This is a genomic window from Bacillus cereus group sp. N11 (assembly GCF_016483605.1).
Classification (GTDB): Bacteria; Bacillota; Bacilli; order Bacillales; family Bacillaceae_G; genus Bacillus_A; species Bacillus_A toyonensis.
On the sequence record NZ_JAEHBN010000008.1, the window covers coordinates 34,191 to 49,848 of the forward strand.

A 15,658-nucleotide genomic window follows, 5' to 3' on the forward strand; every position below is an offset into this window, starting at 1 on the left:
TAGTGTATTCTATGTAATTTGTTAAAAGTTTGTTCTCATAAGTCATATATTTTAGCAACAATTACAATACAGTTTGTATCATGTACTGTAAAGAAAATACTCATTCCTATTTAAAAAATAAAAAAGAGAGCAAAAGCTCCCTTTTTCCATAACTTACTCTTCCCAAACTTTAACTTCTTTCATTACATCGCCTTGACGCATGTTTAATACTGTTTCAATACCGCTTGTCGCTTTACCAAATACAGTATGTACGCCATCTAAATGCGGTTGTGGCTCATGAACAACAAAGAATTGGCTACCACCTGTGTTACGGCCAGCATGTGCCATAGAAAGTGATCCTACAAGGTGTCTATGAGGATTTCCATCAGTCTCACATGGGATAGAGTAACCTGGGCCACCTGCACCTGTTCCTGTTGGGTCTCCACCTTGGCTTACGAAGCCAGGAATAACGCGGTGGAATGTCACACCATCATAAAATCCTTGCTCTGCTAATTTTTTAAAGTTTTCTACTGTTTTCGGTGCTTCTTCTGGGAAAAATTCCAATTCGATTTTTTCACCATTTTCCATTAATATGTATCCTAAAGTTTTCATATGTATATGTCTCCTTTCAAGTATCTCAGCACTATATTACCACATTCATGACTAGAAACAAAAAAGAATCCGACAATCTACATACTTCTTTTTCGAAATGTGGACAAAGCTAGGTGACAAATAAGAAATATATACTATAATAACTGTGTTGCCCGAAAATTTTAGAAAGAGAAAGGGAGCGATTTTTCGTGAAAACGAAATTACTAGCTCTGCTATTAGCTGTAACGGTATTTATGATGCCAACAGCTTCATTTGCAGACATCATTGAGGGAGAATCAATTGTTACACTAGGAGAAAACTTATCTGAACAACAAAAACAAGATCTGTTAAAAGAAATGAAAGCACCGAAAGATGCTACAATTATTACTGTGTCTAATGCGGAAGAACATAAATTTCTAGAAGGAATTGTTCCAAAAGCACAAATTGGTACGCGAGCAATTTCCTCTTCTATGATTACATACACAAAGCCAGGATCTGGTCTCATTGTACGTTCAAAAAACATTAATTCAATAACAGATGCAATGTACACAAACGCACTTATTACAGCAGGTGTGAAAGATGCAGAGATTCAAATTACTGCACCATTTAAAGTTTCAGGAACTGCTGCTTTAACAGGTTTAATGAAGGCCTATGAAACAACATCGAACAAAGCAATTCCTGAGGAAGTAAAAAAAGTAGCCAATGAAGAAATGGTGCAAACGGCCCAGCTCGGCGATAAAATTGGTGAAGAAAAAGCAGTTCAACTTGTTGCAAAAATTAAAGAAGAGATTGCAAAAGAGCAGCCAAAAACAACGGAAGATTTACGTTCATTAATTAAAAAAATTGCTGATCAACTCGGCATTACATTAACGGATGAACAGTTGGATAACTTAGTAGCGTTATTTGATAAAATGAAAAATCTTAATATCGATTGGAATCAAGTTGGCAGTCAGTTAAATAAAGCAAAAGAACACGTTTCTGCCTTTTTAGGGTCTGAAGAAGGGCAAAGTTTCCTAGATAAAGTTAAAGATTTCTTCTCAAGTATCATTGATTTTGTTAAATCTTTATTCAAGTAAAAAGAAGCTCGTCAGTGACGAGCTTCTTTTTTATACAAGTAACGGTAATTTCATAACAGCTTCTTCAACCGAACGAACAACATGATTTGCTTTCTCCTTCACATATGGATGAGCATGATGAAGAGTAAATGAATGCGGGGTTACTTCAAACATTGAAATGTCATTAAAAGAATCTCCAATGCAGGCAACTTCATTTGCTTCAATTTTTAAATGTTCCATTAGTCGCCTTAAAGCACTCCCCTTACTTACACCCCTTGGCATAATATCAACATAACGTTTACCTGATATAAAAACTTCCGCTTCACTGTGAAACGTATTTCGTAACTCTTGATCTAATGCTACAATTTTCTCTTCTTCTCCAAATACAAATAATTTCGCTGGATGTACAGTCTTACCAAATTCTTCTTCTAACGCTTCTATTTCAGCAATATGTACCCCCATATACTCTTCAAAAGTATGATGATTTTCATTTTTTCTTTTTGTATATCGCTGCTCATTTGCACAAACAATATCTGCTAGTCCTTTGTTATGTATATATCGATATATTTCCTGGGCAACACTATCTTCAAAACTTGATTCATGAAATATTTTACCGTCCGGCAGTAACATTGTCGCCCCATTTAAACCTGTTGTGTAATACGGGAATGAAAACTTTTTTACGACTTCATCAATTCGGTGAGTAAAGCGGCCAGAGGCAAAACAAATATTTGTCCCTTTTTCAGCTAGCCAACAAAGTGCACGTTCATCTTCTTTTTGCATATCATTCACATTATAAACGAGCGTGTCATCTAAATCACTTACAAATAATTTAATCATGTCCTCTTCCCCTTTCATACACAATATCTACTCTAAGTGTACACAAAAAATGTTTGGTTTTTGTTAAAAAAAAATAAATTTTCAATAAAAAAATAAACGGGAGCATAATCCCGTTTATTTTTGTCTTCTTACATTTTGAGGTCGCACAATACTAGGACGCACTTTTAAACTAGACATAGTTGGTCGGAGTAAAATTTTCGTTAACGCGCCCCAATCAAATGGTAGAAACGGCCATAAATACGGTGTTTGTAAACTTTTTATAGACGTTAAAAATAAAATCAATATCGTCATTCCAATTACAAACCCTATCTCATGGAAGAGACCTGTTAAAATAATTACAAACAATTTCCCAACCTTATTTCCTAGTCCTAATTCATAGCTCGGTGTTGCATATGCCCCAATCATCGAAACAGCTACATATAAAATAACTTCTGGTACAAACAACCCTACATCAATGGCAATTTGACCAATTAATATAGCAGAAATTAACCCCGCCGCAGACGATAACGACGTCGGAGTGTGAATGGCAGCCATTCTTAAAAACTCAAGTCCGACCTCTGCCATTAACACTTGTAATAAAATTGGTAAATGCGTCATCTTAGTCGGTCCAATAAAAGCAAGATTCGGTGGCAAAAGAGTTGGATCAAATACAAATACTAACCAAAATGGTAATAAAAATAACGAGAAAATAACACCTAAAAAACGTACCCAACGTAAAAATGTACCTACAGCTGGATTTTGTCTAAATTCTTCTGCATGCTGTAAATGGTGGAAATATGTTGTTGGAGTGATCATAGCACTTGGTGATGTATCAACAAGTACTAACACATGTCCTTCTAACAAATGGTTCGCTGCTACATCTGGCCTTTCTGTGTAGCGAATAAGCGGGAATGGATTATAACCTTGTTTGACTACAAATTCTTCCACCGTTTTATCCGCCATCGTAATCCCATCTACTTCAATATTATTTAATTCTTGTTTTATAATCTTCACTAAATCTGGATTTGCAACATCTTGTACATATGTAATACAAATATCGGTTTGTGATCTATCCCCTACTCGAACCATTTCATTTCGAAGACGTGGGTCGCGGATCCTTCTACGGATTAACGCTGTATTTACAACAATATTTTCAACAAAACCATCCCTTGCACCACGTACTACCTTTTCTGTATCTGGTTCTGTCGGTGTCCGCCCCGGATAACTACGAACATCAATTGCAAAAGCTTCCGTTTCACCTTCCACAAATATAACAATAAGCCCTGATAATACTTGGAGCATTACTTCATCCATCGTTTTTACTTTACTTACTTGTTGATGAATTAAACGATTCTCTAAAAGCTTTACTGTATCTTCTTCTACATCCCTTATTTCATTTGTATCCACCGCTTCTTCTAAAATAGGGATAATATAATTCGTATCACAAAGTCCATTTACAAATAACACACCAATTTCTTTGTTTAAAATTTGAAATTTACGAATACCAACATCATATGTGACACCCAATCCAACAGTTTGCTTTAAGTAATTTTCATTATCACTTAAAAAAGACGAAATCGGGATATTCACTTTTTTAGGCTTCGTCATAAAACCCACTCCTTTCCAAAATTAATTGAATTGCTTTTCTAGTAATAGGTGATCCTCGCTCCCATTCATCATTTCCACACATCTTGCCAATATCACCGACCCCCACAATGACTGGAACATTCAAATCATCTAAACAATAAATCGTATCCCCACTAATCCTGCCAATTTCACCATCTGGAAGTCCAAATTTATCAACACCGTATTCTGTTAAATTCCCATTCCGATCTACGCTTACATCTACACGCGCCCATTCCCAATGATGTGTATTAGATGCTACCGCTAAAATACCAAGTACATCAATTTGTTTATGTGTGGCTACATATTTTAAAGCCTTTTCACCAGATCCTTCTCCAATAAATCCACTGTCATCAAACATGACAAATACAGGGTCATATGGCGTTTGCATAATAAGCTCAACAACTTTCTTCCCTGTCAATTTGGTTGGATTACTTTGCGATGCTGAAATACACCTGCCCCCAAATTCCTTTGTTAACAGCTCAATTGTCCGCTTTGCATATTCATCTCCATCTGTTACCAAAACAACCCTTCGTCTCATTTGATTTATCCTTTCGGTTTACATATAAGTGCTACAAAAAATGAAAATAATATAGCTGCGGAAATGCCCGCAGACGTTAAACTAAACATGCCGATACCAATTCCTAAATACCCATGTTTTTCCGCCGCATGCATTGCTCCGTGTAATAGTGAATGTCCAAAACTTGTAATAGGGACTGTTGCTCCAGCACCTGCAAATTTTATAAGCTTATCATACAATCCGAATCCGTCTAAAATGGCTCCGACAACTACAAAACTTGCCATTAAATGGGCCGGTGTTAACTTTGCAAAATCTAACAATACTTGTCCAATTACACAAATCGCTCCTCCTACAAGAAATGCATATACAAAATCCACAATTCACTCTCCTTTAACTCTTTCAAACACAACACCATGCGCAATTGTTGGAATCGTTTCCTTTTGTTGCATCATCATTGGGCTCAATAAAGCCCCCGTTGCAACGACAAAAATGCGTTGTAAATGCCCTTTTTGCATTTCACGTAATAAGTGGCCGTATGTGACAACAGCGGAACAAGCACAACCACTGCCACCTGCAAACACTTCTTCTTGATTTGAATCATAAATCATTAATCCACAATCATTGTATATATGCCCAAGGTCATAACCTTCCTCAAGTAAAAGTTGTTTTGCAATTGGTGTCCCAACAGCCGATAAATCACCAGTAACAATCAAATCATAATCAGCTGCGCTTCTTCCTAAATCTTCAAAATGCTGTTGGATTGTATGAGCAGCAGCTGGTGCCATTGCCGATCCCATATCTAAAGGGTTCATAATTCCTAAATCTTGCACTTTTCCAATCGTAGCTGCCGTAATTTTAATTGCACTTTTTTCTTTGCTAATTAATATGGACCCTGCACCTGTAACAGTTGAATTTGCGGTTTCTGGCTTTTGTCCCCCATACTCTGTTGGATAACGAAATTGCCTTTCAGCCGTTGCATTATGACTACTCACCGTAGCTAAGACACGATTCGCAAATCCACCGTCTATAAATGCTGATCCAACTGCTAAAGTTTCCATTGACGTCGCACAAGCGCTAAACATTCCTAAAAAAGGAATCCCCCACTGACGCGCAACATAATTCGCTGTCACTGTTTGATTTAATAAATCGCCCGCTAAAAAGAAATCAATTTGTGATGTTTTTATATTCCCTTTTTGCACTGCTTGTTGCATTGAGTCTGACATTAATTTTCGTTCAGCAAGTTCCCAGTTTTCCTCTCCACAATGCAAGTCATTATATGAAATATCAAAATATTTTCCAAGAGGGCCTTCAGCTTCTTTCGGACCGACAGCAGTACCCGTTGCATTTACGTAAATATCATTTTGAAATACCCACGTTTGTTTTCCTGTCAACCTCATACTCGCCCCTCCTTTAAGACATAAAAATTTTAAAAGTATATCTTATTAATCCGATAATATATGCTCCAACAACGCCAAACACGATAACACTTCCTGCAAGCTTAAACATGTTTGTAGCAATCCCTAGAACAATCCCCTCACTCTTATGTTCTAGCGCAGCGCTCGCCATAGAATTTGCAAATCCTGTAACTGGTACTGCCGATCCTGCTCCAGCAAATTGACCGATTTTATCATATACACCACATCCTGTTAAAATCGCCGACAATAAAACAAGAGTTGCAACTGTCGGATTTCCTGCCTCTTGTTCACTAAAGTGAAAATAATGTATATAAAATTTCATCAATATTTCTCCGACTGTACAAATGAGCCCACCTACAAGAAATGCCTTCACACAATTTAGTAAATAGTTTGGCTTTGGATGGTACTCCTTCACTTTATTTATGTAATCATCTTTCAGTTTTCGGTTTGTCATTTATATATTGCCTCCTACTTTACGAAATAAATCCAGTGAAACAATGAGCCTATTACTTTGCCAAGTACAAGAGCAACGAGTAAAACAACAATTTTCCCCTCTACCCCGACTCGTTTCGCTAAAATAGGTAAAACATTTAATACTTCCGTTAATGCCGCAGCAAGCATTCCAATGAATGTACCACAAAATAAACCTAATATTACAAGCCAATATTGCGATGTTTGAAATGTAATGTTTTTCAAACTACACCAAGCCCCAGTTAAAGTTCCCGCAATGACAGCCCACTCAAAATATTGAATATGCTTTCCACTTCTCGTTAATTGAGCTAAACGAGGGATTATACCAAGTACAGCCAAAAAGGCAACATATCCGCTACCTACTGCAATCCCGCCAGCTAAACCAATTAATATAACAAACCCACATTCAATCATCGGCAAGCTGTTTCGTGTTATCCTTGTTTTCATTAACAATTACATATTGATCAAGCGACTGTTGATATTGAAACATCTCAACTTCTAACGGACTCGGCTCTTCATTAATTCGCTTTTGAAATACATGATTAAAAAATAAAACCATACCTAATCCAAGACCTACTGAATAGGGAACTTGAAATAATAGTGGTTGCTCCTTAAACTCTCCAGTAATCATGTAATATAACCGCTGGTGTACTTGTTGCATACTTACATCCTCATGGAAATAAATGATCGCAAGGGCCGCCCCAATGAACAACAACAACCATACAAGCCCAAAGAAAATTGGGGGCACTTTCTTTTTTTCATATATAATTTCAACAAGAGTTTGTCCAGAACCTAGTAAATTAATTTGTACATGAGATGCTTTTTGTTGAATAATTTCAATTACTTTCATAACATCAATTACAACATGCGTCTTATCATGTGCTGTTACGTTGTAAACTATTTCATTTTGTAAAGACTCAACTACAAAAGAATCTCCTGCAAGTTGAGCGACATCACTCAGCTTTATTTCATACGCAGGAGAAATTTTTAAACGATTGCGCATTTTAATATAAATCGTTCCTTCCAATTTTCATTCACCCCTTCACTCTTCCTCGTAGTTGTAGTATGGTTATTGAATTTTTTTCTAATACAATTTTTTCATAAAAAAACATCTGTACCGTTTCAGTACAGATGTTTTTAGCTTATGCCTTTTTCTTAAATAAATTTGCGATACTTAATGCAAGTCCTCCCCAAATGACTACGATACCAATAACCATCATCATAATCGCTGATCCACTCATCATGAAACACCTCGATCTTTCCATTCTTTTTCAAGCTGGGCAGAATCTGAATGTATTTGTGCATTCCATTTTTTCAAACCAATGACTAGTGCGACTAGAAGGAATGCTGCCGCTATCGACCAACCATATGTTACAACAAATTCCGTCGGATAATCTCCGTAGTTCTTTTTAATATTTTGGATTACACCATCAATTAACATATACCCTAACATGAGTGGAGTAATAACGAGTAAACTAACTCTCCAAAACGTTCCTAATTTTATATCAGATACAAAGTTAGCATGATTTTGGTAAATAGGTAGACGGCGCAAGATAAGACCTATCGTAACCACTTCAGCTAGTGCAATTGTAATTAATCCAAAATTATTAGCGAAATAATCAACAACATCTAGAAACATAAGCCCACCACGTGTTGCAAAAACAAGAGAAACTAACACGAGAAGTGTTCCCATAATTCCAATCGTCTTTTGACGACTCAAACTAAATTTTTCAGATACAGCCGCAAAGCATACTTCCGCAAGTGAAATGAGTGATGTAATTCCAGCAACAGTTAACGATAAGAAAAATAATACTCCAAATAACGGTGACATCGGTAATTCATTAATAATTTGTGGGAATACTACAAACGCAAGCCCTACGCCAGCACTCGCAACTTTATCAACTGGTACCCCCATGTTATTTGCCATAAATCCAAGAGCAGCAAAAACTCCAATTCCGGCTAATAATTCAAATCCTGAATTTGCAAACCCTGTAATAAAAGCATTATTTGTTGTATCTGAGTTTTTCGGTAAATAACTAGAATACGTAATCATAATTCCGAATGCTAGAGATAAACTAAAGAAAATTTGTCCATAAGCAGCAAGCCATACTTTCCCATCAAAAATACGACTCCAGTCTGGTTTAAAGAATGCATCTAACCCTTGCATCGCACCTTCCATCGTCACTGCACGAACAACGATAATTAAAAACATAACAACTAATAAAGGAATAAAAATGCGGTTAACAACTTCGATTCCTTTTTTAACGCCTTTGAATGCAACGCCAAGCACAATAATCCAAACGAGAGCTAACGGAATTAATACTTCTGGCACAAGCCCCCCAAATTGCCCTGGTTTATCTGCAACATGTAAATATTCTTTAAATAAAAATGATTGCGTGTCTTTCCCCCACGCTCCAGTAATTGCAAAATACGTATACGAAATAGACCAAGCGATAATTACTGCATAATATGTTGAAACGATAAACGTTACACACATTTGCCACCATCCAATAAATTCAGCACGTGGATGAATACGGAAGAATGTAAGTGGTGCAGAACCACGATGACGATGCCCAAGAGCGAATTCGAATGCTAGCAATGAAATACCAGTCGTTAATAATGCAAATAAGTACGGTAAAAAGAATGCACCTCCTCCATTTTCATACGCTGTATAAGGAAAACGCCATATGTTTCCTAATCCAACGGCTGAGCCGACCGCTGCGAAAATAAATCCAGCCCTCGTTCCCCATTGTTGCCTCGTTTCCATGTTTCCTTCCCCCTTTATGACAAGTTCATACTTGGATTATATTTTAAATTAACTAAATTTTCAATAAATTCTGTTAATTTTTGCGAAAATTAACAACTCCCTCCTATTAAAGTCATAAAAAAATCGAATAGACAGTTATTCATCTATTCGATCTTTCATCTGTTTTAATATTTTCTTTTCAAGTCTTGAAACTTGTACTTGCGAAATACCTATGCGCTCTGCTACTTCTGATTGGGTTTGATCTTTATAATAGCGCAAATATACAATAAGACGTTCTCGTTCATCTAATTCTCTAATTGCTTCTTTTAAAGCTATTTTATCAAACCATTTCGTTTCAGATTGATCTGCAATTTGATCTAAAATAGTAATAGGGTCTCCATCATTTTCATACACGGTTTCATGTATCGATGAAGGAGGACGACTCGCTTCTTGCGCCAGAACAACTTCTTCAGGCGTTAGTTCTAGCGCCTCTGCTACTTCATTAATCGTTGGAGCCCTTCCGAATTCTTTCGAAAGCTCGTCTCTCATCTTTCGAATTTTGTTGCCTGTTTCTTTTAAAGATCTACTTACTTTCACTGATCCATCGTCACGTAAAAATCGTTGAATTTCTCCAATAATCATTGGAACTGCATATGTTGAAAATTTCACGTCGAAAGATAAATCAAATTTATCTACCGATTTTAAGAGCCCAATACATCCAATTTGAAATAGATCGTCTGGTTCGTATCCTCGATTCAAAAAACGCTGTACAACCGACCATACTAGACGCATATTACTTTGAACAATCGTATCTCTTGCTTGTTGATCTCCACCTTGACTTTTTTGAATTAACGCTTTTAGCTCGTGGTCCTTTAACTGAGGTTTCTTCTTCTCATTTTTGACCTCTATGTCCATAGGCTATTCTCCTTAATTGCATAGAGCGTTACTATTTGATAAGTATTTTGTCAAATGGATTGTTGTCCCGAAAGATTCGTTTGAAATAACTTCTACTTCATCCATAAAATTTTCCATGATAGTAAATCCCATTCCGGAACGCTCTAATTCAGGTTTAGTTGTAAAAAGGGGTTGCCTTGCCTCATCTAAATTAAAGATGCCAATCCCTTCATCTCGAATCGTGAGTTTCACCATTGCCTCTTCCAAAATTACAGAAATATAAACAGTACCTTCTGCATTTCCTTCGTATCCATGAATAATTGCATTTGTAACCGCTTCTGACACAACAGTTTTAATCTCCGTTAGCTCATCCATCGTTGGATCTAGTTGCGCAATGAATGCTGCCACTGTAACGCGAGCGAATGATTCATTTTGACTTAATGCTGAAAATTGAAGGTTCATTTCATTTCTCATTTATGCCACCCCCAACGTCGCGAGCGCGTGCGCTTCACTTTCTTCTAAGCGAACAATTTTAAATAAGCCCGACATTTCAAATAAACGCTTAACAGGCGGTGAAATTGCACAAACAACCATTTCTCCACCTAATCCCTTTACATGCTTATATCGGCCTAATATCACACCTAAACCAGAACTATCCATAAATGATAAGTTCTCTAGGCTCAAAACAATGTGATGAACACCATGTGTCTCAATCATATCTGTCACTTTCGTTCGCAACTCTTCAGCAGTATGATGATCTAATTCACCCGCTAGTCTCACACATAGGACGTCACGTTTTACTTCTAATTGCATGGAAAGACTCACACGATTTCCTCCTTATGCTCAAACTTTACTCATTTACATACATAAAGATTTTCGTGATACAACATAAGAATCCTTCCTACTGACAAAAGAAGAACTATTTCGCCATAAAGTGAAACCATTCAACAATTATTTACTTACATACGAATAGAAAAGCGGCAAAATGTTTGCCGCTATTTTGATGTTGAAAACATCCCAAAACTTCTTTTAAATAACTCCCACCAGCTTGCTGCAGCAACATCTTCTTTTGCTACGATTGTTTGTTTTAATAAAACCTCTTTATCTTTTTTAATAACAAGCGTGCCAAGTGCATCACCTTTTTTAATCGGTGCTTTCACTTTCTTTTCAGCAATTACTTCTTGCTTTACTTTGTCCATATTTTCGCCCTTCTTCATAAGAAGAGACACATTATCTGATGCAACTAAATCTACTTTTTCTTTTTTACCTTTTCCTACTTGTACAGTCTTAATTTTTTCACCGCGCGTATACATTTTCTTCGTCATATATTGACCAAATGCATAATCAAGAAGCTTCGTCACTTGATTGTTCCGTTCTTTAGATGTAGGTGCTCCCATAACAACTGAAATAACACGCATGCCATTTTTTTCAGCCGATGCTGTTAAGCAATATTTTGCTTCTGTTGTAAAGCCCGTTTTTACACCATCTACTCCAGGATAAAAACGCACTAACTTATTCGTATTGACGAGCCAAAACTTCTTATCCGTATCTTCTCGTAAATAATCTTCGTATTTACCTGTGTATTTGCGAATAAGTGGATACTTCATCAATTCTCTCGCCATTATAGCCATATCATTTGCTGTAGAATAATGATCTTTAGCCGGGAGACCTGTCGGGTTTTGAAAATGTGTATTTTTCAACCCTAAATCTTTCGCTTTTTTGTTCATCATATTTACAAATCCTTCTTCTGAACCAGCGATATGCTCTGCTACTGCAACAGATGCATCATTTCCAGATGCAATGGCAATACCTTTTAGCATTTCATTTACGGTCATCTCTTCCCCAGGTTCTAAAAAGATTTGTGATCCACCCATTGAAGCTGCATGTTCACTTGCTCTAACTTTATCGTTTAGTTTTAGTTTTCCTTTTTCAACTTGTTCCATAATTAATAGCATTGTCATAATCTTTGTCATACTAGCAGGTGGTAACTTTTCATTCGGATTTTTATCAAATAAAACTTTACCTGTATCTTGCTCAATTACGATTGCTGACGATGCTTGCTCCGCTAACTTCGGCGCGGTTTCTTCTGTTTTCTCCTGCTTCGTTTTCTCAGATTGTGCAAAACTAACTGAAGTACCAGAAAGCAATAACATGAAACAAACAAGTATTCCAAAAACTCGCTTCATGACTAACCCTCCATTCTATATCAGACCTATTTTTTCCAATTTATTATTTTTTAATACCATATTTTTCTATTTTTTTCAGTTGACAAACACATTCATACCCTATATTGTATTAAGCGTATTACTCATAGTAGTACACTTAATATATATGAGGAAGGAGACATTGCTCTTGCATATTCAACTTGATCCAAGAAGCAACACTCCGATATGGGAACAAATTGTTCAAAATATAAAAGAACTCGTATTAAAAAACATGTTAGCTCCAAGTGATAAACTTCCTTCTGTACGCGAGCTCGCTTCATTACTTGTTATAAATCCAAATACAGTGAGTAAAGCGTATCAAGAATTAGAGCGACAAGGGATTATTGAAACGTTACGAGGAAAAGGAACATTTGTATCTCAATCGATTACCCCAACATTAGACGAAAGGAAAATCGCTATGGTTGAAAAGCAATTTCATCAATTATTACTAGAAGCCTCTTATCTTGGGATTACGAAAGATAAAATTCATGATTGGATAGATTCATACTATAAAGAGATTGGAGGAAATATAGATGCTGAAAGTGACAAGTTTGAAGAAAACAATTGATAATCAAACGATTTTAGACGATGTTTCTTTCACATTACAAAAAGGTAGTATCGTCGGATTACTCGGAAGAAACGGTGCGGGGAAAACAACTTTATTACGAACGATGATCGGCATTTTAGACCCAGATGAAGGCACGGTTACATATGAAGATACAGATATCCATATGCATCCTGAAATGAAACAAAAGGTCGTATATGTCCCAGATTCTACTAACATACTGAACGGATATACAGTAAAAGAAATCGTGAAATTTTATAAAGCAGTTTATACAGCATTTGATGAATCATATTTCTACGAACTGCTTGAACTTTTTAACTTACCAAACAAGCGGATTCGTAGTTACTCAAAAGGAATGAAAGCGCTGCTTGCGATCATTTTAGCCGTTGCTACAAAAGCAGAGTATATCATTTTAGATGAACCGACAAATGGGCTCGATCCTATCGTTAAAAGACAGATTTTGCAGTTTCTCGTTGGAGAAGTTGCAGAAAAAGAGATTACCATTTTCATCTCAACTCATCATTTAGATGAAGTGGAACAAATTGCAGATACAATCATTATGTTAAAAGGCCATACCGTGGCATCTATTACTTCACTTGATGATGCAAAATCACGATTTGCAAAAATACAAGTAGCCTATGAACGGTCATTACCTCAAAAACTAGAAAACTTAAGCAATATTAAAATATTAAATCAAACAGGAAAAGTATATACCATCTTAATTGAGGGAAATGTGGCAGCTACATTAGAAAAGTTTCATAAAGAACAGCCACTGCTCATTGAGGAATTAACCATGTCGCTCGAAGATATTTTTATTACAACGTTTGAGGAGGATTCGCATGTTTCATAAAGCTTTATGGATGAGGCAATGGAAGCAAGGAAAATATATAATTCTATTATTTTGGTTAATTAGTTTATATCAACTACCTTATAAATATTATCAAGAAGCGCAAATGCAGCTAAAACAATCACAAATAAAGTTTGGTGACTATGCATATTACTACTCCTACTATTTTCAGACATCTGATGGTGCCGTCTTCTTTCAAGGAGCTACTCTTATTGCACTTGCTTGTCTTTTAATTGGATGGGAACGTAACAATCAATCAACTGATTTTCTATTCTCGATGCCTTTTAAACGAAAAGATATTTTTTTAACAAAATGGTTGCTTGGTGTTTTGAATATTATTACAGTGCAAATTGTTTGCTGGATTAGCATGTACGGAATAAAGAACATGTCGTTTCACAATGAGCATCAAATCTTTACTCCGTTCTATAGTTACTTTCTATATGCTACGGTTGTACTTATCGCTATTTATACATTCACCTTATTTATCGGAACCATTACTGGACATATATTCTCTCAAAGTAGTTTAACTATCATTCTATTATTTTTACCATACGGTTTGGGATTGTTAATTTCCGGATTCATTTATTCCCATACACAATGGTCTTTAGATGCAATGGGAGAAATAGAGAACCATACTCATGAGTACTTACAACATATAGGTATCATTTCACCATTAGAATCTTTTTCTATTACTTATGATTACCACCCAATAGAAACATTTGATGACTATGGCAATAAACTTTCTAGTGTACCACAGGACAATCCAATGGAGCATACTTCTGTACCTTCTCCTTGGACACTATTAACACCATTTGCTTACATCATTATCTTTTTATCAATGGCAACCTTTCTATACACACGTACACCGAACGAACAAAACGGAAAAATACTATTGTTTCCTAACTTGCAAAAATGGTTCATGATTTGCACTGTTCTATGCTTCGGACTGCTTGGCGGTAGAATATTAGGCGGACAAGATGCACTACTGTCTTATTATGTTGGATTTTTCCTATTCGCTATCATAAGTTACTTCATTTTTACACGTCTATTAAAATTGAAGTTTGCTTTTGTAGGGAAATAAATATGCATTAAGGTGGTGGATACATGTTTCAAAAAGCATTATAGATGTGAAACTATAAACACGGAACAATGGCATTAATAGAAGCTGACGAAAAAAGTCATACAATGACAAAAGAAAGATGTTAGGAATTATTTAACTCTTATATGAACTAAATAAAAAAGGCATTGCACAAGAGCAATGCTTTTTTTATTATATATATCCCGATCTAAATAAAGAGGTTATTTCACATTCTCTCTTCTTTTCCCATACTCTTTTTCTTGCTTCGTTCCAAATCCGTCACCATTTGCTACGATTTGATCTGTTGGAGCAACTATACTTTCAGCAATTCTCCATTCTCCCCCTTGTTGAATAAACACTTGCATAAAATAATTCATTCCATTTAACTGATACGGATTTTCTTTTTTCACTTCATAACGAGCTGCAACATAATACACTTGAACATTTTCAGCCTCAAACTTAGCAATATATTGTGATAATCTCGGGATGTACTGTGATGCTTTCTGAAGTGGAAGTTGTTTTACTTTTACAAGAGAAGACTTTGTCACATTGCTTATCGTATCTTCATGCCGCATGTTATCACTATGATGAAATAAAATGGCATTCTGCATAGAACGAATCCATAGTTTTGAATATAAAACAGGTTGCTTATTTGAAATATGTTGTAATTCTTTTTGAACGACATGAATTGGCGTTGCGGCATCCACGAACTTATTAAAGCAGAACATACTTCCAATCATAATGAAAAGCGTAAAAATACGTTTCATAATTTTTCACTCCGATTCTTTTTAATTAAAGTATTGGAGTTTCAAAATATTTTTATTCAAAAGAAAAAGGATAGGAAAGCTTTCGCT

At 35.9% G+C, this 15,658-nt stretch carries 20 protein-coding genes; 4 read left to right on the forward strand and 16 right to left on the reverse strand.

The features are described from left to right. Window positions 1–153: 153 nt before the first annotated feature. Window positions 154–591, reverse strand: a complete 438-nt coding sequence (locus JDS98_RS14585) for a peptidylprolyl isomerase (RefSeq protein ID WP_000853789.1) — start codon at window positions 589–591, stop codon at window positions 154–156. Between the two features lie 188 nt (window positions 592–779). Between JDS98_RS14585 and JDS98_RS14590 the strand changes: the two genes are divergently transcribed. Then, complete coding sequence (locus JDS98_RS14590; protein WP_000850510.1) at window positions 780–1,646, forward strand: DUF1002 domain-containing protein; 867 nt, start codon at window positions 780–782, stop codon at window positions 1,644–1,646. A gap of 30 nt (window positions 1,647–1,676) precedes the next feature. On the opposite strand, the gene JDS98_RS14595 is transcribed toward JDS98_RS14590, so the two are convergent. From JDS98_RS14595 to dacF, 14 genes are all read right to left on the reverse strand, one after another. After that, window positions 1,677–2,480 (reverse strand): Cof-type HAD-IIB family hydrolase, encoded by an 804-nt coding sequence (locus JDS98_RS14595; protein WP_002059967.1) that lies wholly within the window; start codon window positions 2,478–2,480, stop codon window positions 1,677–1,679. Between the two features lie 96 nt (window positions 2,481–2,576). Then, window positions 2,577–4,049: a spore germination protein SpoVAF gene (gene spoVAF / locus JDS98_RS14600; RefSeq protein WP_000165603.1), complete on the reverse strand. Its 1,473-nt coding sequence runs from the start codon at window positions 4,047–4,049 to the stop codon at window positions 2,577–2,579. Further along, complete coding sequence (gene spoVAEA / locus JDS98_RS14605) at window positions 4,036–4,605, reverse strand: stage V sporulation protein SpoVABEA (RefSeq protein ID WP_001254416.1); 570 nt, start codon at window positions 4,603–4,605, stop codon at window positions 4,036–4,038. The genes spoVAF and spoVAEA overlap by 14 nt, the downstream gene beginning before the upstream one ends. A 5-nt stretch (window positions 4,606–4,610) precedes the next feature. Beyond that, window positions 4,611–4,961: a stage V sporulation protein AE gene (gene spoVAE, locus JDS98_RS14610; RefSeq protein ID WP_000348322.1), complete on the reverse strand. Its 351-nt coding sequence runs from the start codon at window positions 4,959–4,961 to the stop codon at window positions 4,611–4,613. 3 nt (window positions 4,962–4,964) lie between these two features. Continuing rightward, a complete protein-coding gene (spoVAD, locus tag JDS98_RS14615; protein WP_199633999.1) occupies window positions 4,965–5,981 on the reverse strand; it encodes a stage V sporulation protein AD in 1,017 nt (338 codons plus the stop codon). A gap of 13 nt (window positions 5,982–5,994) precedes the next feature. After that, on the reverse strand, window positions 5,995–6,453 hold the full coding sequence (gene spoVAC / locus JDS98_RS14620; RefSeq protein ID WP_000184907.1) for a stage V sporulation protein AC: 459 nt from the start codon (window positions 6,451–6,453) through the stop codon (window positions 5,995–5,997). 14 nt (window positions 6,454–6,467) lie between these two features. Then, on the reverse strand, window positions 6,468–6,884 hold the full coding sequence (gene spoVAB, locus JDS98_RS14625) for a stage V sporulation protein SpoVAB (RefSeq protein WP_000568664.1): 417 nt from the start codon (window positions 6,882–6,884) through the stop codon (window positions 6,468–6,470). Then, window positions 6,877–7,497: a stage V sporulation protein AA gene (locus JDS98_RS14630; RefSeq protein WP_000399262.1), complete on the reverse strand. Its 621-nt coding sequence runs from the start codon at window positions 7,495–7,497 to the stop codon at window positions 6,877–6,879. Before JDS98_RS14630 ends, spoVAB begins: the two co-directional genes overlap by 8 nt. Before the next feature lie 115 nt (window positions 7,498–7,612). Further along, complete coding sequence (locus tag JDS98_RS14635; RefSeq protein ID WP_002093318.1) at window positions 7,613–7,714, reverse strand: methionine/alanine import family NSS transporter small subunit; 102 nt, start codon at window positions 7,712–7,714, stop codon at window positions 7,613–7,615. Then, the gene (locus JDS98_RS14640) at window positions 7,711–9,237 is read right to left on the reverse strand and encodes a sodium-dependent transporter (protein WP_000450075.1); all 1,527 of its coding nucleotides are present in this window, start codon (window positions 9,235–9,237) and stop codon (window positions 7,711–7,713) included. The genes JDS98_RS14635 and JDS98_RS14640 overlap by 4 nt, the downstream gene beginning before the upstream one ends. Before the next feature lie 135 nt (window positions 9,238–9,372). After that, complete coding sequence (gene sigF, locus JDS98_RS14645) at window positions 9,373–10,131, reverse strand: RNA polymerase sporulation sigma factor SigF (protein WP_000350732.1); 759 nt, start codon at window positions 10,129–10,131, stop codon at window positions 9,373–9,375. Window positions 10,132–10,143: 12 nt separating this feature from the next. After that, window positions 10,144–10,584: an anti-sigma F factor gene (gene spoIIAB / locus JDS98_RS14650; RefSeq protein WP_001243394.1), complete on the reverse strand. Its 441-nt coding sequence runs from the start codon at window positions 10,582–10,584 to the stop codon at window positions 10,144–10,146. After that, window positions 10,585–10,935: an anti-sigma F factor antagonist gene (gene spoIIAA, locus JDS98_RS14655; protein ID WP_000059133.1), complete on the reverse strand. Its 351-nt coding sequence runs from the start codon at window positions 10,933–10,935 to the stop codon at window positions 10,585–10,587. 170 nt (window positions 10,936–11,105) lie between these two features. After that, complete coding sequence (gene dacF, locus JDS98_RS14660; RefSeq protein WP_000831987.1) at window positions 11,106–12,296, reverse strand: serine-type D-Ala-D-Ala carboxypeptidase DacF; 1,191 nt, start codon at window positions 12,294–12,296, stop codon at window positions 11,106–11,108. Between the two features lie 166 nt (window positions 12,297–12,462). Between dacF and JDS98_RS14665 the strand changes: the two genes are divergently transcribed. From JDS98_RS14665 to JDS98_RS14675, 3 genes are read left to right on the forward strand one after another with little or no spacing between them, the layout of a single operon-like run. Next, window positions 12,463–12,882 (forward strand): GntR family transcriptional regulator, encoded by a 420-nt coding sequence (locus tag JDS98_RS14665; protein WP_097958026.1) that lies wholly within the window; start codon window positions 12,463–12,465, stop codon window positions 12,880–12,882. Further along, complete coding sequence (locus tag JDS98_RS14670; protein WP_199634000.1) at window positions 12,848–13,729, forward strand: ABC transporter ATP-binding protein; 882 nt, start codon at window positions 12,848–12,850, stop codon at window positions 13,727–13,729. Before JDS98_RS14665 ends, JDS98_RS14670 begins: the two co-directional genes overlap by 35 nt. After that, the gene (locus JDS98_RS14675; RefSeq protein WP_199634001.1) at window positions 13,719–14,807 is read left to right on the forward strand and encodes an ABC-2 transporter permease; all 1,089 of its coding nucleotides are present in this window, start codon (window positions 13,719–13,721) and stop codon (window positions 14,805–14,807) included. Before JDS98_RS14670 ends, JDS98_RS14675 begins: the two co-directional genes overlap by 11 nt. Window positions 14,808–15,025: 218 nt before the next feature. Here the strand turns inward: JDS98_RS14675 and JDS98_RS14680 are convergent, their stop codons facing one another. Then, window positions 15,026–15,571, reverse strand: a complete 546-nt coding sequence (locus JDS98_RS14680) for a hypothetical protein (protein ID WP_000821091.1) — start codon at window positions 15,569–15,571, stop codon at window positions 15,026–15,028. Window positions 15,572–15,658: the final 87 nt, after the last annotated feature.

Coding starts and splice junctions, on each gene's coding strand:
- JDS98_RS14585 (WP_000853789.1), bottom strand. CDS start 591: ATGAAAACTTTAGGATACATATTAATGGAAAATGGTGAAAAAATCGAA.
- spoVAB (WP_000568664.1), bottom strand. CDS start 6,884: ATGATTGAATGTGGGTTTGTTATATTAATTGGTTTAGCTGGCGGGATT.
- spoVAF (WP_000165603.1), bottom strand. CDS start 4,049: ATGACGAAGCCTAAAAAAGTGAATATCCCGATTTCGTCTTTTTTAAGT.
- JDS98_RS14670 (WP_199634000.1), top strand. CDS start 12,848: ATGCTGAAAGTGACAAGTTTGAAGAAAACAATTGATAATCAAACGATT.
- sigF (WP_000350732.1), bottom strand. CDS start 10,131: ATGGACATAGAGGTCAAAAATGAGAAGAAGAAACCTCAGTTAAAGGAC.
- spoVAD (WP_199633999.1), bottom strand. CDS start 5,981: ATGAGGTTGACAGGAAAACAAACGTGGGTATTTCAAAATGATATTTAC.
- JDS98_RS14680 (WP_000821091.1), bottom strand. CDS start 15,571: ATGAAACGTATTTTTACGCTTTTCATTATGATTGGAAGTATGTTCTGC.
- JDS98_RS14675 (WP_199634001.1), top strand. CDS start 13,719: ATGTTTCATAAAGCTTTATGGATGAGGCAATGGAAGCAAGGAAAATAT.
- spoIIAB (WP_001243394.1), bottom strand. CDS start 10,584: ATGAGAAATGAAATGAACCTTCAATTTTCAGCATTAAGTCAAAATGAA.
- JDS98_RS14635 (WP_002093318.1), bottom strand. CDS start 7,714: ATGATGAGTGGATCAGCGATTATGATGATGGTTATTGGTATCGTAGTC.
- JDS98_RS14595 (WP_002059967.1), bottom strand. CDS start 2,480: ATGAAAGGGGAAGAGGACATGATTAAATTATTTGTAAGTGATTTAGAT.
- JDS98_RS14640 (WP_000450075.1), bottom strand. CDS start 9,237: ATGGAAACGAGGCAACAATGGGGAACGAGGGCTGGATTTATTTTCGCA.
- dacF (WP_000831987.1), bottom strand. CDS start 12,296: ATGAAGCGAGTTTTTGGAATACTTGTTTGTTTCATGTTATTGCTTTCT.
- spoVAEA (WP_001254416.1), bottom strand. CDS start 4,605: ATGAGACGAAGGGTTGTTTTGGTAACAGATGGAGATGAATATGCAAAG.
- spoVAC (WP_000184907.1), bottom strand. CDS start 6,453: ATGACAAACCGAAAACTGAAAGATGATTACATAAATAAAGTGAAGGAG.